This window comes from Streptomyces sp. NPDC088252 (assembly GCF_044740965.1).
GTDB lineage: Bacteria > Actinomycetota > Actinomycetes > Streptomycetales > Streptomycetaceae > Streptomyces.
Map to the genome: position 1 here is coordinate 65,521 of NZ_JBIURS010000015.1, position 18,916 is coordinate 84,436.

General features: G+C 71.3%; 15 protein-coding genes. 9 read left to right on the forward strand and 6 right to left on the reverse strand.

Features of this window, described 5'->3' with window-relative positions:
* Positions 1–211: 211 nt before the first annotated feature.
* Positions 212–1,627 (reverse strand): proline--tRNA ligase, encoded by a 1,416-nt coding sequence (proS, locus tag ACIOHC_RS27615; protein ID WP_389636657.1) that lies wholly within the window; start codon positions 1,625–1,627, stop codon positions 212–214.
* 241 nt (positions 1,628–1,868) lie between these two features.
* Between proS and ACIOHC_RS27620 the strand changes: the two genes are divergently transcribed.
* Positions 1,869–2,729, forward strand: coding sequence for a methyltransferase domain-containing protein (locus ACIOHC_RS27620; RefSeq protein WP_365691392.1), 861 nt, complete (start codon positions 1,869–1,871; stop codon positions 2,727–2,729).
* Between the two features lie 56 nt (positions 2,730–2,785).
* On the opposite strand, the gene ftsH is transcribed toward ACIOHC_RS27620, so the two are convergent.
* Positions 2,786–4,699: an ATP-dependent zinc metalloprotease FtsH gene (gene ftsH, locus ACIOHC_RS27625; RefSeq protein WP_401844352.1), complete on the reverse strand. Its 1,914-nt coding sequence runs from the start codon at positions 4,697–4,699 to the stop codon at positions 2,786–2,788.
* 154 nt (positions 4,700–4,853) lie between these two features.
* Between ftsH and yhfZ the strand changes: the two genes are divergently transcribed.
* From yhfZ to ACIOHC_RS27665, 8 genes are all read left to right on the forward strand, one after another.
* The gene (gene yhfZ / locus ACIOHC_RS27630; RefSeq protein WP_351083092.1) at positions 4,854–5,792 is read left to right on the forward strand and encodes a GntR family transcriptional regulator YhfZ; all 939 of its coding nucleotides are present in this window, start codon (positions 4,854–4,856) and stop codon (positions 5,790–5,792) included.
* 90 nt (positions 5,793–5,882) lie between these two features.
* On the forward strand, positions 5,883–6,269 hold the full coding sequence (locus ACIOHC_RS27635; RefSeq protein WP_351083090.1) for a PRD domain-containing protein: 387 nt from the start codon (positions 5,883–5,885) through the stop codon (positions 6,267–6,269).
* 69 nt (positions 6,270–6,338) lie between these two features.
* Positions 6,339–6,695: a DUF2620 domain-containing protein gene (locus ACIOHC_RS27640; RefSeq protein ID WP_351083089.1), complete on the forward strand. Its 357-nt coding sequence runs from the start codon at positions 6,339–6,341 to the stop codon at positions 6,693–6,695.
* A gap of 42 nt (positions 6,696–6,737) precedes the next feature.
* On the forward strand, positions 6,738–8,072 hold the full coding sequence (locus tag ACIOHC_RS27645) for a YhfT family protein (protein WP_401844355.1): 1,335 nt from the start codon (positions 6,738–6,740) through the stop codon (positions 8,070–8,072).
* A gap of 35 nt (positions 8,073–8,107) precedes the next feature.
* The gene (locus ACIOHC_RS27650; RefSeq protein WP_401844358.1) at positions 8,108–9,070 is read left to right on the forward strand and encodes a phosphotriesterase; all 963 of its coding nucleotides are present in this window, start codon (positions 8,108–8,110) and stop codon (positions 9,068–9,070) included.
* On the forward strand, positions 9,067–10,182 hold the full coding sequence (locus tag ACIOHC_RS27655) for an aminotransferase class V-fold PLP-dependent enzyme (RefSeq protein ID WP_365691395.1): 1,116 nt from the start codon (positions 9,067–9,069) through the stop codon (positions 10,180–10,182). Before ACIOHC_RS27650 ends, ACIOHC_RS27655 begins: the two co-directional genes overlap by 4 nt.
* A gap of 2 nt (positions 10,183–10,184) precedes the next feature.
* Positions 10,185–11,348, forward strand: a complete 1,164-nt coding sequence (locus ACIOHC_RS27660) for an alanine racemase (RefSeq protein WP_401844360.1) — start codon at positions 10,185–10,187, stop codon at positions 11,346–11,348.
* Between the two features lie 26 nt (positions 11,349–11,374).
* Positions 11,375–12,616: a phosphopentomutase gene (locus ACIOHC_RS27665; protein ID WP_351083080.1), complete on the forward strand. Its 1,242-nt coding sequence runs from the start codon at positions 11,375–11,377 to the stop codon at positions 12,614–12,616.
* Between the two features lie 65 nt (positions 12,617–12,681).
* Here the strand turns inward: ACIOHC_RS27665 and ffh are convergent, their stop codons facing one another.
* From ffh to ACIOHC_RS27685, 4 genes are all read right to left on the reverse strand, one after another.
* On the reverse strand, positions 12,682–14,229 hold the full coding sequence (gene ffh, locus ACIOHC_RS27670; protein WP_351074114.1) for a signal recognition particle protein: 1,548 nt from the start codon (positions 14,227–14,229) through the stop codon (positions 12,682–12,684).
* A gap of 131 nt (positions 14,230–14,360) precedes the next feature.
* The gene (locus ACIOHC_RS27675; RefSeq protein WP_401844363.1) at positions 14,361–16,817 is read right to left on the reverse strand and encodes a [protein-PII] uridylyltransferase; all 2,457 of its coding nucleotides are present in this window, start codon (positions 16,815–16,817) and stop codon (positions 14,361–14,363) included.
* Between the two features lie 59 nt (positions 16,818–16,876).
* Positions 16,877–17,215 (reverse strand): P-II family nitrogen regulator, encoded by a 339-nt coding sequence (locus ACIOHC_RS27680; protein ID WP_327272692.1) that lies wholly within the window; start codon positions 17,213–17,215, stop codon positions 16,877–16,879.
* The gene (locus tag ACIOHC_RS27685; RefSeq protein ID WP_351074203.1) at positions 17,212–18,570 is read right to left on the reverse strand and encodes an ammonium transporter; all 1,359 of its coding nucleotides are present in this window, start codon (positions 18,568–18,570) and stop codon (positions 17,212–17,214) included. Before ACIOHC_RS27685 ends, ACIOHC_RS27680 begins: the two co-directional genes overlap by 4 nt.
* Between the last annotated feature and the right edge of the window lie 346 nt (positions 18,571–18,916).

An 18,916-nucleotide genomic window follows, 5' to 3' on the forward strand; every position in this document is an offset into this window, starting at 1 on the left:
AGTGCCCCGGTGTTCCGATTCCGGGCCATCCCAAATAATTTGCACGTACCAGTCAGTTGCCGTTGATGCGTCCTGACGAGGGCGGGTGCGCAGATCTGTGGAGAAGTCTCACAGCTCGCACCAAGCCGGTACGTAGCACCCCGTACGCCCGGACGCGTAGTCAACCGTCGTAGGCCGGGGTACCGACACGGCCCGGTGGGCGGGCCGGGCGTCAGTAGGCGCGGGCCACCAGCGCGACATTACCGGGGGCGTCGTCCGAATCCGGCACCGACCCGTCCTCCGCGACCAGGCACCGCACCGAGACCCCCCGTTCCGCGAGCCGGGCCTCCCCCGCCGGGCCGAGGGCCGACCAGGCGATACGTGCCCAGCCGCCCCCTGCCGCCACCTCCGCGGCCTCCTCGACGGAGGCGGCCTCGGTGGTGGACGACTCGCGCCGGTCGCGGGACTCGCGCAGCAGCGTGGCCTGGTCCTCCTCCAGGATCGCCGGAAGGAGCGTGGGCAGCGCCTCGATCGCCACCGGCTCCTTCCCGCCGGGGACGCGCCTGGCCAGCATCGCGGTGCCCTGCTCCAGATCGCGCGGGCCGATCTCGATCCGTACCGGCACGCCCTTCAGTTCCCAGTCGACCGTGCGACGGCCGAACGGGGTGTCGGTGCGGTCGTCGACCTCGGTCCTGATCCCCGCGGCGTTCAGCCGCTCCCCGACGGACCGGGCCGCGGTCAGCACCGCCTCGTCCTCCTTGACCGCGAGGACGACCGCCTGGACAGGGGCGAGCCGCGGCGGCACCCGGAGGCCGTGGTCGTCGCCGTGCGCCATGATCAGACCGCCGACCATACGGGTCGACGAGCCCCACGAGGTCTGCCAGACGAGTTCCCGCCTGCCCTCCCTGGACAGGTAGCCGGTGTGGAAGGCCTTGGCGAAATTGGTGCCCAGCTCGTGGCTCGTACCCATCTGCAGGGCCTTGCCGTCCCGCATCATGCCTTCGAGCGTCAGGGTGTTGACGGCGCCGGCGAACCGCTCGGCCGGGGTCTTGCGGCCCAGGACCACATCGATGCCCAGGACATTGATCATGAAATCCGCGTAGACGTCCCGCTGGATGTACGCGGCGTACTCCCGGGCCTCCTCGTAGGTGGCGTGGGCGGTGTGGCCCTCCTGCCAGAGGAATTCCGTCGTGCGGAGAAAGACCCGCGGCCGCATCTCCCAGCGCACCACGTTCGCCCACTGGTTGATCAGCAGCGGCAGATCCCGGTAGCTCCGCACCCATTTCGAGAAGTACTCATTGATGATCGTTTCGGACGTCGGCCGCACCACCACGGGCTCTTCGAGCTCTTTTCCGCCTCCGTGGGTCACGATCGCGAGCTCCGGTGCGAAGCCCTCGACGTGCTCGGCTTCGCGTGTCAGGTAAGACTGGGGGATGAAGAGCGGGAAGTAGGCGTTCCGGGCGCCCGCCTTTTTGATCCGGGCATCCATCTCCTGCTGCATCCGCTCCCACAGGCCGTATCCGTACGGCCGGATGACCATGGTGCCGCGCACCGGACCGTTGTCCGCGAGTTCGGCCTTGTTGATCAGATCCTGGTACCAGCGGGGAAAGTCCTCGGCCTGGGGCGTGAGAACGGGTGCCTTTGCCATGGCGCGCATCGTACGGCGACACAGCACACCACACGGAACGACGGGCCCCGCTGCCGCGGTCCGTCCCCTCGGGTGCACCGGCCGAGCACCCGGTCATTGCCGTCGGGCCCCTGGACGCGGGGGCCGATGCGCAGTTCTCTGACATACGGGGGGGAACGGGCGCACACGCAGAGGGGGGAGCATCCACTCGGGGCACGACCGATCGGACACGACCGACCTCTCGGCGGATTGGAGCGCTTCCATGACACCTACGCTCGTCCGGCACCACAGCCACGCGGACACGGCCACCCCGGTGGATCCCGACACCCGTGCCCGGGACTGGGCCGAGATCCAGGAGCGGATGCTCGCACCGCTGTACGAAGCGGTGTACGAGCGGCTCGAAGTGGGAACCGGCACCCGGCTGCTCTCCCTCGGCTGCGGCTCCGGTCTCGCGCTGCTGATCGCGGCCGGCCGGGGGGCCCGCGTCACGGGCGTCGACACCGACCCCGACCGGCTGGCACTCGCGCGGGCCCGACTGCTGCCCGACCCGGGGAACGAGGCCGGAACCGGGGCCGGGCATCGCCGGCTCCTCGACGGTGATCCGTCCGAGGCCGCCCCGGCCGACGGAACGCCGTACAACCTGCTCACCGCGTTCACCCCGATCGGCTGCTCGTCCGGGGACGCGGAAGGGCTGGTGTCCGCGCTGCGGTCCGCCGTGCCGCTGGCCGCCCGCGGCGGCACGGTGGTGCTGACCGGGTGGGGTCCGCCGGAGCGGTGTGCGACGGCGCCGGTGCTGCGGGTGGCGGACCGGCTCTCCGACGGGGCGCCGACGCCCCGCACGGACGGCTGGCGCGTGGCGCGCCGGGACGACCTGGAGGAAGTGGCGTTCCGGGCCGGTCTGAAACCGGACGGCTCCGGACGGGTGGCGTGCCCGTTCGGGTACGCGGACATGGACAGCGCGGTGCGGGGGCTGCTGTCGACGCGGCTCTTCGACGCGGCGGTACGGGTGACGGACCGGGCCCAGGTGGAGAAGGAGGTCGCGCAGGCCCTGCATCCGCACCGGCGCCGCGACGGCACGATCTGGATGCCGAACGTCTTCCGCTATCTCGTGTGCACCACGTGATCGTGGTCCTGCGGTACGGCACGTGAGCCCCGTGCGCGCACGGGGCAGGGCGGCCACTACTTGGCCAGACGGGTGATACCGGCCGCCCGGTAGGCCGCGGCCTCGTCCAGCGTCTCGTGCTCCAGCAGGGCCGCGGCCAGCGAATCCAGCCGGTCCCGGTTCTCGCGCAGGAGCCGACACGCCGCCTCGTAGCACTCGTCGACGATCCGCCGCATCTCGCCGTCCACCGCGTCGAGCGTCGCGGGGGCGGCCGACAGGCCGTACGCCTGCTGGGCGTCGCCCGGGATCGCGGTCAGCCTGCCCACCTTGTGGCTCATGCCCCAGCGGCCGACCATGCCGCGGGCCAGGTTGGTGACCTGCTCCAGGTCGCTCTCCGCACCCGTGGTGATCACGTCGAAGACCACCTGTTCGGCGGCCATCCCGCCGAGCGCGCCGATGATGCGGCCGCGCAGGTACTCCTCGGTGTAGGCGTACTTGTCGGCGTCCGGAGTCGAGAGGGTGACGCCCAGGGCCCGGCCGCGCGGGACGATGGTGACCTTGCGGACCGGATCGGCGCCCGGCTGGACCATCCCGAGCAGGGCGTGCCCGCTCTCGTGGTACGCGGTCCTGTGGCGCTCCTCGTCCGACATGATCAGCGAGCGTTCCGCTCCGAGCTGGACCTTCTCCAGGGCGTCCGAGAGATCGGACTGGCTCACCTCGGACTGCCGGCGCTTGACGGCGAGCAGCGCGGCCTCATTGGCCAGGTTGGCGAGATCGGCGCCGGTCATTCCGGGGGTCGTGCCGGCCACCTGGGCCAGGTTCACGTCCTCGGCGAGCGGGATCTGCCGGGTGTGGATCTCCAGGATCGCCTCCCGGCCGCTCCTGTCCGGCGGGCTGACCTGGACGGTCCGGTCGAAGCGGCCGGGCCTGGTGAGGGCGGGGTCGAGGACGTCGGCGCGGTTGGTGGCGGCGAGGACGACGACCCCTTCCGAACCGGAGAAACCGTCCATCTCGGTGAGGATCTGGTTGAGCGTCTGCTCGCGTTCGTCGTGACCGCCCATGCCGGAGCCGCCACCGCGGGCCCGGCCGATGGTGTCGATCTCGTCGATGAAGATGATGGCGGGTGCGACCTTGCGCGCCTCCGCGAAGAGTTCCCGTACCCGGCTCGCACCGACGCCGACGATCATCTCGATGAACTCGGAGGCCGAGGCCGAGAAGAACGGCACTCCGGCCTCGCCGGCGACGGCCCGCGCGAGCAGGGTCTTGCCGGTTCCGGGAGGTCCCGCGAGGAGGACTCCGCCGGGCATCCGGGCGCCCATCCTCCGATAGGCCTGCGGGTTCTTCAGGAAGTCCACGACATCGTTGAGTTCGCCCTCGACCTCGTCGATCCCGGCCACGTCCTGGAAGGTGGTGCGCTTGGCGCCCTCCAGTTCGACGGGCTTGGGCGGCGCCTTGCGCCCGAAGCCGCCCATCCCGCCACCCATGCCCCTGGCCATCCGCCGGGCGATGAACACCCAGAGCAGGACGAGCAGCAGCATGGGGGCCAGCGAGATCAGCAGATTGGCCAGGAAGCTGCGCTGCTGGACGACCGGCTCGGCGGTGACGGTGACATCGTCCTTGACCAGCTCGGCCCAGAGGTTGTCGTCCGCGAAGGCCGGCCGCTGAGTGACGAACTTGGTGTACGTCTTGTCGCTTCCCGGAACCTTCGCCTCCTTCTTGAGCTGCCCCTCGATGGCGTCGCCCTTGGAGTAGATCTTGGAGACATTGCCCGAGGTGACCTGCTTGCTGAACTCCGTGTACGCGATCGTCCGCTCCTCCTCCCCGTTGAAGAAGGACAGCACCAGATTGGCGATCAAGTAGACGGCGAGCGCGGTCAGCAGCATCCCGCCCCAGCCTCCGGGCATCTTCCGGCCCGTCGGCGGGGGTGGTGGGGCGCCCTCGGAGCGCCACGGCTGGTCGGTTCGATCGCGGGGAGGTACGGGGTTGGTCACGCGAGCTCCTCTTCCGACAGCCATCAATCGTGACATTAGATGAGAAAACGACACCAAGCCCCCTGTGGACCTCTCCAGTGGGCCCAGAGGGGGAAACAAGGTCGTCCGGGTGAATTCCTTGGCAATATCCAGAATCCTGTTTACTGTTTGATTCGTGAACGCCTTCGATGACCGCTTCCTCACTCGAAACGGCCTCGCCGCCCGGCAGCTCGCCGTCCTGCTGCTCAACCATGAGCCGGACACCCGCCTGCCCCGCGTGCGCGACTTCGCCGAGGAACTGGGCTGCGGAAACGGGACCGTTCAGGCGGCCTTGCAGCTGCTGGAGGATTCCGGCGCGATCGAGACGACGGCCCGCGGCCATCTCGGCACCTTCCTCGTCCGGTCCGACCGCTCCGTCCTCTGGCGGCTGTCCGGGCTCGGCACACTGCTCGCCGCGATGCCGCTCCCGTACTCGCGCAGGTACGAAGGGCTGGCGACCGGGCTGCGCAGCGCCTTCGAGGAGGCGGGCGCCCCGTTCGCGATCACGTTCATGCGTGGCGCCGGAGCCCGTACGGCCGCACTGCTGGAGGGCAAGGTCGACCTCGTCATCCTGTCCCGCTTCGCGGCCGACCAGCTGATCGCCGAGCACCCGGTGGAACTCGTCGCCGATCTCGGCCCCGCCACCTACGTCGGCGCGCACGGGATGCTGGTGCGACACGGCGTCGACCTGGACTCCCCCGGGCTGCGGGTGGCCGTCGACCACGCGTCCGAGGATCTGCGGATGCTCGTGGAGCGGGTCTTCGCCGGCCGGGACGACATCGAGTGGCTGGAGGCCTCGTACATGCAGCTGCGCGATCTCTTCGCCCGCGACGAGGTCGACGCCACCGTCTGGAACCTGGACGAGGCGCAGGACCGGATCGGGCCGGGCGTCGACGTGCTCCCGCTCGGCGACGAGGTCACCCGCGAGCTGTCGCTGCGCAACTCCAGTGCGGCCGTCATCGGACGGACCGAGGGGACGAAGGCGCTCGCCGCGGTCCGGGACGCGCTCGACCTGTCCCTGGTGACCCGACTGCAGAGCGAAGTACTGCGGGGCGAGCGCATGCCCTCGTACTGACCGGCGAGTGACGGACATCTCGCTCGTCCGGAACACTCACCGGCCTGAAAATACAGAATCCTGGTTACTGTTGATTTTAGGAGGATCACCATGGACGACCAGCTCGCACTGCGGATCCAGCTCTTCCGCGAAGGCGGTCAGGTCCGGCCCGAAGTGGCCGACTTCGTCACCGCCGAGCTGACCGCCCTCGAAGCCGACGGCCGCACGGTCACCGAAGCGACCGCGGGCATGCTGACCAGCCATCTGATGATGGCGCTCACCCGGCTCCTGGACGGGGAACCGATCGAGCAGTTCCTCACCGACGACCAGGTCGCCGCCGAGCTGGCCGGACACCCCGCCGCGGTCGAACGCGCCCGCGCCGTGTCCGCGCGGGCGGAGCGGGAGCTCGGCGCCGCGCTCCCCGACTCGGAGGTCAACTTCCTCGGCATGCACCTCGCCGTCCTGGCCCAGCAGTCACCGGCCGCCCCCACTTCCTGACCGGCCCCGGCCCGCGGAACGGACACGTCCCGGCACGCGGAAACAGACGCACAGAGAGAAGAGACAGAAATGACGAAGATCCTCACCGGTGGAGTCGGCAAGGTCGAGGTCGCCCAGGCCATCGCCGAGCTCGGCATCGACTCCCTCGACGTCGTCACCTCCAGCGACATGGATGCCGCGATGAAGCTCCGCGTCGGACAGGCCGACTACTACCTCGGCACCTGCCACACGGGCGCCGGTGCCTCCCTCGGGGTCCTCGTCGGCCTCATGGGCAGCGCCGCCTGCCACACCTTCGGCCGCAGCGTGCCCACCGAGGAGGAGATCACCGCCCTGATCGCCGACGGCAAGAAGGTCTTCGGCTTCTCCATGGACCAGATCGACGCCATCGCCCCCCTCATGGCGCGCGCCATCGCCGCCCGCGGCTGATCCGGCCGCCCCTCCCCCGTCCCGGGCACGAAGGAGTGACTCGTGAGCACCACACTCGCCGCCGGCACCAGCCTTGATTTCACGCTGGCGCAGCAACTGACCGTGATAGCCCTGTGCGCGCTGACCGCGTACATCTCGCACATGGCTCTGGCCGTCTTCAACGACGGCGTACGTCCGTTCCTGCTGGACTTCATCCAGGGGCGCACCACCCGCAGCGCGACGACGGCGGTCTCCTTCGGCCTCTCCGCCGGGTTCATCTTCGGGCTCGGCGCCCCGATGGCTCTCTCCACCGGCGTGCTCAACCCGTGGCTCGTCTTCCTGCCCACCGACATCCTCGGCATGCTGGCACCGAAGAAGTGGCTCGCGCCGATCCTCGGCGGCGCCTGGGGGGCCGTCGTCGTCTTCGGACTGAACGGCGCCAACAACGTCGCGCACGACCTGCCCGTCGACTTCATCACCGCCATGCAGCAGATGTCGACGCCGATCCTCTTCCTCTTCACGCTGTTCCCGGTGCTCGCCATCACCAAGCAGTTCGGCCGCAAGTGGGGCGCCGTCGCCGGAGTCCTGGAACTCGCTCTGGTGGTCATGACCATGAAGGTCTGGCCGAAGATGTTCGCCGGGGCGCTGGCCATGGCCGTCGGTGTGCTGATGCTGATCGCCCTGGCCGTCGCCCAGGACATGAAGCAGCGCAAGGCCGACCGGGCCGCGGGTGTCACCGAGGCCGTCCTGGAGGACGACCCGATGGCCTCGCTCTTCAGCGCCAGCGCGGCCCGCCTGCGCCAGTACCTCCCGCTGTTCATGGTGCTCGGCGCCGGAGTCTGCGTGCTGGCCCAGATGCACATATTCGGCGGCGGCGAGGCGACCAGCTTCCTGATCGCCAAGGGGCAGTACTCCGAGGCCGCCCAGGTCGACTTCTACCGGGTCTTCGGCTTCATCCCGCTGATCGCGACGACCGCGCTCGCGTCCGGCGCGTACGGCATCGCGGGATTCACCCTGGTGTACCCCATCGGCTATCTGATGCCGAACCCGTTCCTGGCAGCGGTCGTCGGTGCCGTCGTCTTCGCCGCCGAGGTCCTGGCCCTCTCGTACATCGGCAAGCTTCTCGGCAAGCTGCCCAGCGTCCGTGACTCCTCGGAGCACCTGCGCAGCGCGATCGGCGACACCCTGCAGCTCGCGATCCTCTTCGGCTCGCTGATGGCCGCCAACGCCATGGGCGGCGGGCTCGGCATCCTCGTCGTCGGCGGGCTCTACCTGCTGAACGAGGCGATGGGCCGGCCGGTCGTGAAGATGGCCGCCGCTCCCGCCGCGGTGATCGTCGGCGGCATCCTCCTCAACGTCCTGTACTGGCTCGACCTGTTCACCCCGATCAAGGGCTGAGGCCGACCACGTACACGAAGAAGGAACCCCCCACGATGAATCACCCCGCCCCGCCCACCCTGCGCACCGTCACCGGCGATCTCCCGGCCGGTTCCGTGACCGGTCCCGCCCTCGCCCATGAGCACCTGGTCCTCGACCTGGACCACAAGGGCGACGGCGCGGCCGTCCTCGACCCGCACCGTCACACCGCGGCGGTCACCACCGAGCTCACCGCGCTCCGCAAGGAGTTCGGCCTCGGTCTCGTCGTCGAGCTGACCTGCCGCGGCATGGGCCGCGACGTCCGCGCCCTGGCCCGCATCGCCCGGGAAGCGCGGATCGCCGTCGTCGCCGCGACCGGCTGGTACTACGAACCGTTCCACACCCCCGAGATCGACGGCAGCAGCGTCGAGGAGCTCACCGACACGCTGGTCCAGGAGATCGAAGGCGGCATCGGCGCCACCGGCGTCCGCCCCGGTGTCCTCGGCGAGATCGGCAGCCACGGCGACACCCCGACGGCGCCCGAGGCCAAGGTGCTGCGCGCCAGCGCGCGGGCCGCCCTCGCCACCGGCCTCTCCGTCGCCACCCACGCCCAGCTCGGCCGCGGCGGAATCGCCCAGCTGGAGCTGCTGACCGGCGAGGGCCTGCCGGCCCACCGCGTCAGCATCGGCCATCAGGATCTGCTGGACGATCCCGCCGTCCACGAGGAACTGGCGGCGAGCGGGGCGTACGTCGCGTTCGACACCGTCGGCAAGGACGGCTACCAGAGCGACGGCACCCGACTGCGGCTGCTGCTCGCCCTCATCGAGGCCGGGCACGCCGACCGGGTGCTGCTGAGCTGTGACATCTCCCGCCACGGCTACCTCCTGGACGAGGGCGGCCAAGGGTACGGCCATCTCTTCCGGAGCTTCCTGCCCGAGGTCCGTGCCGCCGGGGTCGACGACGAGCTGATCGACCTGATGACCCGTCGCAATCCGCTGCGCTTCCTGACCGGCGGACACGTGGAGGAGATCCGAGCATGAGTCCCGTACTTCCGCAGACCTTCCCGCTGGCGACGGTGGAGCTGGACGACGCGATCGCCAGACAGTTCCGGCTCCTGGAGGCCACCGCCACGCACTTCGAGGGACCCCAGCTCTTCGACGCGGACGCCGGAGTCGTCCCGGGGCTCGGCCGCCCCCGCACGACCGCCCGGGTCGAGGCCGTACTCGCGGACTTCTTCGGCGCCGAGGACGCCGCCTTCGTCCAGGGCGCGGGCACCGGCGCGATCCGCGCCGCCCTCAATGCCGCCGTGCGCGCGGGCGACCCGCTGCTCATCCACCGGGCCCCCGTCTACCGCACCACCGAGGTCACACTGCGCGGCATCGGCGTGAGCACCGTCGAGGTCGACTTCAACGACGCGCGGGCGCTGCGCGAGGCCCTGGGGTCCGGCCGGTTCCGGTGGGCCTACGTCCAGCACACCCGCCAGCGGCTCGCCGACTCGTACGACCCGGCAAAGGTCCTCGCCGCCTGCCGGGCGGCCGGGGTCCGCTCCCTGGTCGACGACAACTACGCCGTCATGCGCACCCCCGCCGCGGGAGTGGAGCTCGGCGCCGACGCCTCCTGCTTCTCCCTCTTCAAGCTGCACGGCCCCGAAGGCGTCGGCATCGTGGTCGGCGCAGGCGACCTGGTCGGGCACATCCGCCGCGACAACTACTCCGGCGGTGGTCAGGTCCAGGGCTGGCAGGCGCTCGACGCACTACGCGCCCTCACGCACGTACCGGTCATGTGGTCCGTGCAGTCCCGGGTGGGGGCCGAGGTCGCCGAGCGGCTGGCCGCGGGGGAGGTGGACGGCGTCGCCGAGGTACGGATCGCCAATGCCCAGGACCGCTGCCTGCTGATCCGCCTCGACCGGCCGGTCGCGCGGGAACTGCCCGCCGTGGCCGCCCGCTTCGGGGCCGCGCCCTACCCCGTCGGCTCCAATTCCCGCTACGAGATCGCGCCGCTCTTCTACCGGATGTCCAGCTCCGCCCTGGACGACTCCCCCGAGCTGGCCGACTGGACCGTGCGCGTCAATCCGATGCGGGCGGGCGCGGATCTCGTCATCGACATCCTGCGCCGCTCGCTCGACGCCCTGAACGACCCGAAGGACGACTGACCGTGTTTCTCGACACCGTGCTCACCCGCAACCCCGAGCTCGTCGACGCCGCGGCCACCCTTCACCGGCGCGGCGAGATCCCGCCCGACACCTATGTGATGGACCTCGACGCCATCGAGGCCAACGCCGCGCTGCTGGCGGCGGAGGCCGAACGGCTGGGCGTCGGCCTCTGGTTCGTGGTCAAGCAGCTGGGCCGCAACCCCGAGCTGATCAGGGGCGTCGCCCGGCACATCCCCGCGTTCGCCGCGATCGATCCGCCCGAGGCCCGCACCCTGCACGCCGCGGGCGCACGGCCCGGCAATCTCGGCCACCTCGTCCAGATCCCCCGCCGCGCACTGCCCGAGCTGCTGGCCTGGCGCCCCGAGGCCGTCACCGTCTTCGACCTCGCCAACGCACAGGCCGTGTCCGAGGCCGCCCAACGGCTGGGCTTCGTCCAGGACGTTCTGGTACGTCTCGAAGGCGCCCAGGGTTCGGTCTACCCCGGTCAGGAGGGCGGCGTCCCGCTCGGCCGGCTGGACGCCTTCGCCGCGGCCGCCGAACGGCTGCCCGGCATCCGGATCGCGGGCGTCACCGCCTTCCCCTGCGTCCTGTGCGACCCGGCGAGCGGCGTTCCCCGCCCCACCCCCAACTTCGCGCTCGCCCTCAAGGCCCGCGAGGTCCTGGCCTCCCGCGGGCACGAGCACCTTGAGTTGAGCGCGCCCAGCGCCACCTCGATGGCCTCCCTCCCCCTGCTCGCCGAACTCGGCGCCACCCACGGCGAACCCGGCCACGCCCTCACCGGCACCACCCCGCTGCACGCCATCGACCCGCACCAGCCCGAGAAGCCCGCGTACGTCTACGTCAGCGAGATCGCCCACACCCTCGACGACGGCCGCCCGGCGATCCGCGGCGGCGGCTTCTACGCCCGGTCCCACATCCGCAGCGCCCTGCTGCCGCGCACCGGCGCGCGCCTCGGGGTACAGGACGCGCCCGCCGAGAACATCGACTACTACCGGCTGCTCGACGCGCCCGCCGACGGCCAGGACGTCCGGCTCGGGGACACCGCGCTGCTCGCCTTCCGCACCCAGATCTTCGTCACCCGCTCGACCGTCGCCGTCGTCTCCGGACTCTCCTCCGGCGCCCCCCGGCTGAACGGACTGTACGACGCCCAGGGCCGGGCCCTGTGAGGCCCGGCCCGGAGGAGGAGGCCTCCATGGCCAAGACCGTCATCGTCGTCATCGACGGGTTCGGCATCGGCGCCATGCCCGACGCGGGCACCCTGCGCCCCGGCGATCTCACCGCCGACACCTGCGGACACGTCCTCGACCACTGCCGCGCGGCCCTCGGCCGCCCGCTGCGTCTGCCGGTGCTCGGCGCGCTGGGTCTCGGCCTGGTCCACCCGCACCCGGATCTCGCCCGTCGCACGCTTCTGCCCGTCGCCGCGGGCCGCGCCGCGCTCGGCTATCCCGGCGCCGACACCTTCGCGGGCCACCAGACCATGATGGGCGCCGACTTCAGCCGGGTCACCGTCGCCCGGCTCGCCGACCACCTCGACGAGGTGACCAGGGCCCTGGAGGCGGCCGGGCACCATGTCGTCCCCTTGGACGGCAAGCCGCTCCTCGTGGTCGACGGGGCGGTCCTCGTCCACGACAACCTGGAGGCCGACCCCGGGATCAACTGGAACGCCTCGGGACGCCTCGACGATCTGCCCTTCGAAGGCCCCGGCGGCATCCTCGCCATCGCCCGTACCGTCCGCGCGGTCGCGCCCGTCGCCCGGGTCATCGCGGTCGGCGGCCACGCGGACGGCCCGCTCGGGCGGTTCGTACGCCCCGGCGACGCGGGAACCGTCGGCCTCGACACCCCCGCCACCGGCTTCTACCGCAACGGCGGCCTGGAGGTCCAGCACCTGGGCGCCGAGCTCGACCACACCCGCCAGCTCCCCGATCTGGCCGCCCGCGCGGGTGTCCCGGTCACCCTGGTGGGGAAGGCCGCCGACATCCTGGCGTGCGAGGCGGCGCGGCGGCACCCGGCCGTCGGGACCACCGACGTGCTCGCGCACACCCTCGAAGCAGTACGCGCCCCGGGCGCCGCGCTCGTCGTCGCCAACGTCCAGGAGACCGACCTGGCCGGGCACCAGCAGGACACCGAACGCTACGGACGCCTGCTGGAGCAGGTGGACGCCGGACTCGCCGGACTCGTGGCACTGCTCGACGGCCCCGGCGACCGGCTGATCGTCACCGCCGACCACGGGAACGACCCCACGATCGGGCACGCCTACCACACCCGTGAGTACGTGCCGGTGCTGATCCACCGGCCCGGCACGGACGGCGTGGAGCTGCTGCCGGACGCGGAGAGCCTCGCGGATGTGGGCGCGACCGCGGCCGTCTCGCTGTCCCTGGACCCGGGCGGACTGGCCAACGGCACGGCGCTGCGGCCGGGACGGCACGCCGCGTAGGAACGGATGGGAACGTGAGGGGCGCCCACCGGTGGTGGGCGCCCCTCACGCATGCCGTCGGGCGATCAGCCCATGAACTTCTTGAACTCGTCCGGCAGCTCGAAGTTCTTGTCCTCCTGCGTCGGCAGACCGAACGCGCCGCCCTGCGCCGCCGCCTCGCGACGGGCCGCCGCGGCCTGCTCCTCGGCCTTGCGCTTCATCGGGTTGCCGCTCTTGCGCTTGCCCTTGGCCTGCTTGACCTGCTTCTTCTGCCGGCCGGGGCCACCACCCATGCCCGGCATCCCGGGCATTCCCGGCATGCCGCCGCCCTGTGCCATCTTCGACATCATCTTGCGGGCTTCGAAGAACCGCTCCACCAGGTTCTTCACGGCGCTGACCTCGACACCGGAGCCCTTGGCGATACGGGCCCGACGCGAGCCGTTGATGATCGTCGGCTCGGCGCGCTCCTTCGGGGTCATCGACTTGATGATCGCGGCGGTACGGTCCACGTCGCGCTCGTCGATGTTGTTGATCTGGTCCTTGATCTGCCCCATGCCGGGCAGCATCCCGAGCAGCTTGGAGATGGAGCCCATCTTCCTGACCTGCTCCATCTGGGCCAGGAAGTCGTCGAGCGTGAAGTCCTTGCCCTTGCTGGACGCCAGCTTGGAGGCCATTTTGGCGGCCTCTTCCTGGCTGAAGGTCTTCTCCGCCTGCTCGATCAGGGTGAGCAGGTCACCCATGTCGAGGATGCGGGACGCCATGCGGTCGGGGTGGAAGGCGTCGAAGTCCTCGAGCTTCTCACCGTTCGACGCGAACATGATCTGCTTGCCCGTGACGTGGGCGATCGACAGGGCCGCACCGCCGCGGGCGTCACCGTCGAGCTTGGAGAGCACCACGCCGTCGAAACCGACGCCGTCGCGGAAGGCCTCGGCGGTGTTGACCGCGTCCTGGCCGATCATCGCGTCGACGACGAAGAGGATCTCGTCGGGGCCGACGGCGTCGCGGATGTCCGCGGCCTGCTGCATCAGCTCCTGGTCGATGCCGAGACGGCCGGCGGTGTCGACGATGACGACGTCGTACTGCTTGGACCTGGCGTGCTCGATCGAGTCCTTGGCCACCTGGACCGGATCGCCGACGCCGTTGCCCGGCTCGGGCGCGTACACCGCGACACCGGCGCGGTCGGCGACGACGCTGAGCTGGTTGACGGCGTTGGGGCGCTGGAGGTCGCAGGCGACGAGCAGCGGGGAGTGGCCCTGGCCCTTGAGCCAGAGGCCGAGCTTTCCGGCGAGGGTGGTCTTACCGGCACCCTGGAGACCGGCGAGCATGATCACGGTGGGCGGGTTCTTGGCGAACCGCAGCCGCCGGGTCTCGCCACCGAGGATGCCCACGAGCTCCTCGTTGACGATCTTGACGACCTGCTGGGCGGGGTTCAGCGCCTGGGAGACCTCGACGCCGCGCGCCCGCTCCTTGACGTTGGCGATGAAGGCCCGGACGACGGGCAGCGCGACATCGGCTTCGAGCAGGGCGATACGGATCTCGCGGGCCGTGGCGTCGATGTCCGCCTCGGACAAGCGGCCCTTGCCCCGGAGGTTCTTGAAAGTCGCGCTAAGGCGGTCGGAGAGAGTATCGAACACGGCGCTCGTCGGTCCTCAGGGTCGGGGGCGGGGCAGGTCAGTCGTCCCCAAGGGTATCCGGACCCCGGGAAACGCGAAGCCCTCGCCCGGTTCTCATGCCGTACGGGGGCTCGCGGGCCGGGCGACGGCGCTCAGCCCAGCGCCTTCTCGACCTCCCGGGCCACCTCGGCCGCCCGCACCTCGGGCAGCGGCTCCCCGTCGGTGTCCGTGACGTAGAAGGCGTCCACCGCGTTCGCGCCCAGCGTCGACACGTGCGCGCTGCGCACCCGGACCCCGCTGTGTTCCAGCGCCCGGCCGATCCGGTGCAGCAGTCCCGGGGCGTCCTGGGCCCGTACCTCGATCACCGTCGCCAGCCGTGAGCCGGCCGCGGCGACCGTCACCCTCGGCGGCGGGGCCTTCACCCCGCGGCGCCTGGGGTAGGCGGCCTCGCGCTCGGCGAGCCGGGCACGGATGTCCAGGGAGCCGTCCAGGGCGCGTACGAGGTCGGCGCGGAGGCGGCCCGCCTGCGGCAGGGAGCCGTACTCGGCCGCGACCCGCCAGCTGAGCAGCAGCAGGTCGGCGGATTCGTCGGTACCGAGTTCGGTGGGGAGTTCCACGGCGCGCAGGTCGGCGGCGCGCACGGTGAGACGGTGCAGGGCGAGGACGCCCGCCGCGGCCGGCAGCACGCCGGGGCGGTCGGGCAGGGCGATGAGGAGTTCGACGCCGACCGGTTCCGGTTCGCCGTCCTCGTCCGGGGTCCCGGCCTGGGCGTGCAGGGCGAGGACGGGTTCGCCGGTGCGCAGGGCCTCGACGGCGAGGCGTTCCTGTTCGGCGCTGGGTGCGGCGGGGGCCGGTTCTTCGGGGGCCTGGCCGGCGAGCACGGCGGCGACGCGCTCGACGAGGTCGGCGACGAGGGCGGCACGCCAGGAGGACCAGGCCGCGGGCCCGGTGGCGAGGGCGTCGGCCTCGGTGAGGGCGTGCAGGAGTTCCAGGGCCGAGGCGGTGGAGACGGCGTTCGCGACGGAGCGGACGGTCGCCGGGTCGTCGAGGTCACGGCGGGTGGCGGTCTCGACGAGCAGCAGATGATGGCGCACGAGGGTGGCGATGACTCCGACGTCGTGCTGGTCGAAGCCGATCCGGGCAGCCATGTCCCGGGCGATGACCTCCCCGGCGGCGGAGTGGTCACCGGGCCAGCCCTTGCCGATGTCGTGCAGGAGCGCGGCGACGAGGAGCAGGTCGGGGCGGCCGACGCGGCGGGTGAGCGAGGAGGCGCGGACCGCCGCTTCGACGAGGTGACGGTCGACGGTCCAGGTGTGGACGGGGTTGCGCTGGGGGCGGCAGTGGACGCGTTCCCAGTCGGGGAGCAGCCGGGTGATCAGACCCTCCGCTTCGAGCGCCTCCCAGACGGGAACGGTGGCCTCGCCCGCGCCGAGGAGGGTGACGAGTTCCTCACGGGCCTCGGCGGGCCAGGGCACCGGCAGCGGGCGGGCGGTGGTGGCGAGGTGGCGTACGAGGTGCCGGGAGAGCGGGAGTTCGGACTGTGCGGCGGCCGCGGCGGCCCGCAGCACGAGCACGGGGTCGCGTTCGGGGCGGGCGGTGCGGGCGAGCACGACTTCGCCGTCCGCCTCGACGACGCCGTCGGCGAGCGGGGTGCGTTCGGCCGCGGTGGTCCTGCCGCCGCCCAGAATCGCGCGCAGCCGGGGGCGCGCCGAGCGGGCCCGCAGCACGCGGTTGACCTCGCGCCAGGTGACGTCGGTGGCGTACGAGACGGTGCGGGCGGCCTCGTACACCTGGCGGAGCAGGGCGTCCGCGTCGAGGAGGCCGAGCTCGGCGGCGGCCTGGTCCTGGTCCTGGAGTCCGAGACGGTCGGTGGCGCGGCCGGTGGTGAGGTGGAGGGCGTCACGGGCGTCGAGGAGGACGCGGCGGGCTTCGGCGAGGCCCTCGCGGGGGGCGTCGGCGACCCAGGAGGCGGCGACGGCGCGCAGTGCGGTCACATCACGCAGTCCGCCGCGGGCCTCCTTGAGGTCGGGTTCGAGGAGGAACTGGAGCTCGCCCTGGCGTTCTGCGCGTTCGCGACAGAGCTCGTCGAGTGCGGGAAGGCGTTTGACGGCCTGGTTGCGCCAGTCGGCGAGGATCGCGGTGCGCAGCGTGGCGACGAGGCCGAGGTCTCCGGCGACGGGCCGGGCGTCGAGCAGTCCGAGCTGGACCTTGAGGTCCTCGCCGGCCGTTCTGCGGGCCTCGGCGGGGGTGCGCACGGAGTGGTCGAGGGCGAGGCCGAGGTCCCAGACGGGGTACCAGACGCGGTCGGCCAGGGCGGCGACGGCGGCCGTGTCGGCGTGGCCGTCATGCAGCAGCAGGAGGTCGAGGTCGCTGCGCGGGGAGAGTTCACCGCGGCCGTAGCCGCCGACGGCGACGAGGGCGGCGCCGCGGACGCCGGTCTGTTCGGCGGCGGCGGTGAACAGCACGGTGAGCCAGTCGTCGGTGAGCGAGGCGAGGGCCGCACGCCGCGGCGGCCCGGACCGCGCCCTCCCCTGGAGGAGGCGCAGCCGGGCCGCCGCGTAGCCGGGTTCCGAGTCCTCGGATTCGGTGGTCGATTCGGTGCTCGTCACCCGGCTGCCTTTCGTTTCGGGGCCGTCGGTCTTCGGGCGGTGGTCGTCGGGGCCGTCGGTCAGAGGGCGTCCGGGCCGCGTTCGCCCGTCCGTACGCGGATCGCGGTGTCGACCGGCACGCTCCAGACCTTGCCGTCACCGATCTTGCCGGTCCGCGCGGCCTTCACGACGACGTCGATGAGCTCTTCGGAGTCCTCGTCCTCGACCAGGACCTCGATGCGGATCTTGGGGACGAGGTCGACGGTGTACTCGGCGCCCCGGTAGACCTCGGTGTGGCCGCGCTGACGCCCGTAGCCGCTGGCCTCCGTCACCGTGAGGCCCTGGATGCCGAAGGCCTGGAGGGCCTCCTTGATCTCGTCGAGCCGGTGCGGCTTCACGACTGCGGTGATGAGCTTCATGCGTCCACCTTCTTGGTCTGCGTTGCTGCCGTCGTACCCGGTGCCGTCGCGGAGGCCGTGGTGCGCGGGGCCGCGCCGCCGCCCGCTCCGCTGAAGTCGTACGCCGTCTCGGCGTGTTCGACCTGGTCGATGCCGGAGATCTCGTCGTCCTCGTCGACCCGCATCCCGATCGTCCTGTCCAGGAGGAAGGCGAGGACCGCGGAGACGACCAGGGAGTACGCGAGGACGGCGAAGACCCCGACGGCCTGCTTCCCGAGCTGGTCGAGGCCACCGCCGTAGAAGAGGCCCTTGGCGTCGGACTGCACACCACCGGTGGCGAAGAAGCCGATGAGGAGGGAGCCCGCGACACCGCCGACGAGGTGGACACCGACGACGTCCAGGGAGTCGTCGTAGCCGAACCTGTACTTCAGGCCGACGGCCATGGCGCACAGGACCCCGGCGATGGCACCGACCGCGATGGCACCGAGCGGACTGACGGCGCCGCCGGACGGGGTGATGGCGACGAGGCCGGCGACGGCGCCGGAGGCCGCGCCGAGGGTGGTGAAGGAGCCGTGGCGGAGCTTCTCGTAACCGAGCCAGGCGAGCATCGCGGCGGCGGTGGCGACCTGGGTGTTGACGAACATGACCGCGGCGACGCCGTCGTCGTTGCCGAGCCACGAGCCAGCGTTGAAACCGAACCAGCCGAACCAGAGCAGTCCGGCACCGAGCATGACGAGCGGCAGGCTGTGCGGGCGCATCGGGTCCTTCTTGAAGCCGACGCGCTTGCCGATGACGAGGATCACGCCGAGCGCGGCGGCACCCGCGTTGATGTGGACCGCCGTGCCCCCGGCGAAGTCGATGACGCCGAGCTCGAACAGCCAGCCGCCCGCGCCCCAGACCCAGTGGGCGACGGGGAAGTAGACGACGGTCGCCCAGAGCGTGATGAACAGGGCCCAGGAGGTGAACTTCACCCGGTCGGCGAGGGCACCGCTGATCAGCGCGGGAGTGATGACGGCGAACATCAGCTGGAAGACGGCGAAGACGTAGACGGGGATCGTGTATCCGTCCCAGAGCTGGGTGATGCCGATCCCGCTGAGGCCGACGTAGTCCGAGCTCCAGCCGAAAACGGAACCGATGTCGGTGCCGAAGGCGAGACTGAACCCGTAGAGCACCCACAGGATCGTGACGATCCCGAGGCTGATGAAGCTCATCATCAGCATGTTGAGGGTGCTCTTGACGCGGACCATGCCTCCGTAGAAGAAGGCCAGGGCCGGGGTCATGAGCATCACCAGGGCGGAGCAGATGAGCATGAACCCGGTGTTGGCGGCAGACAGCGTCGGGGTGTCTGCGGCAAGCGTCGTGATGCCTGGGGGCATCGGCGTCTCCTCGTCGTCGGTGCGGCCGCGTGCGGGCGGGATGAGCTGCACCACGTGCGGGACCACTGGGAAAAGGTGCGGGCCGGTTATGCGCCATGAGACTCGCCCAGCGCGGTTTCCGCCGATGCCGCCCGGTGTTTCGCGGTAGTGACGAAGAGGTCGGGTGTGTTACGTCCCCATGAACCGGTGGTGGCGTATCCGGTGCGGGGCCTGCTTCGCGACCGGGTCCGCATACGGTGCGGTTACGACTCTCCCGTACGGGAACGGCAACGCGAACCGGCCACGCCGACCACCCGCTGACCTGGCAATGGGGGGAGCCGAAGTCGGTCTGTGCGGGGTGGTCGTC

Bases quoted from the DNA above. Each gene is read 5' to 3' on its own strand.
- ACIOHC_RS27680 (WP_327272692.1), bottom strand. From the start codon at position 17,215: ATGAAGCTCATCACCGCAGTCGTGAAGCCGCACCGGCTCGACGAGATC.
- ACIOHC_RS27640 (WP_351083089.1), top strand. From the start codon at position 6,339: ATGACGAAGATCCTCACCGGTGGAGTCGGCAAGGTCGAGGTCGCCCAG.
- ACIOHC_RS27650 (WP_401844358.1), top strand. From the start codon at position 8,108: ATGAATCACCCCGCCCCGCCCACCCTGCGCACCGTCACCGGCGATCTC.
- proS (WP_389636657.1), bottom strand. From the start codon at position 1,627: ATGGCAAAGGCACCCGTTCTCACGCCCCAGGCCGAGGACTTTCCCCGC.
- ACIOHC_RS27620 (WP_365691392.1), top strand. From the start codon at position 1,869: ATGACACCTACGCTCGTCCGGCACCACAGCCACGCGGACACGGCCACC.
- ACIOHC_RS27635 (WP_351083090.1), top strand. From the start codon at position 5,883: ATGGACGACCAGCTCGCACTGCGGATCCAGCTCTTCCGCGAAGGCGGT.
- ACIOHC_RS27655 (WP_365691395.1), top strand. From the start codon at position 9,067: ATGAGTCCCGTACTTCCGCAGACCTTCCCGCTGGCGACGGTGGAGCTG.
- ACIOHC_RS27685 (WP_351074203.1), bottom strand. From the start codon at position 18,570: ATGCCCCCAGGCATCACGACGCTTGCCGCAGACACCCCGACGCTGTCT.
- ACIOHC_RS27665 (WP_351083080.1), top strand. From the start codon at position 11,375: ATGGCCAAGACCGTCATCGTCGTCATCGACGGGTTCGGCATCGGCGCC.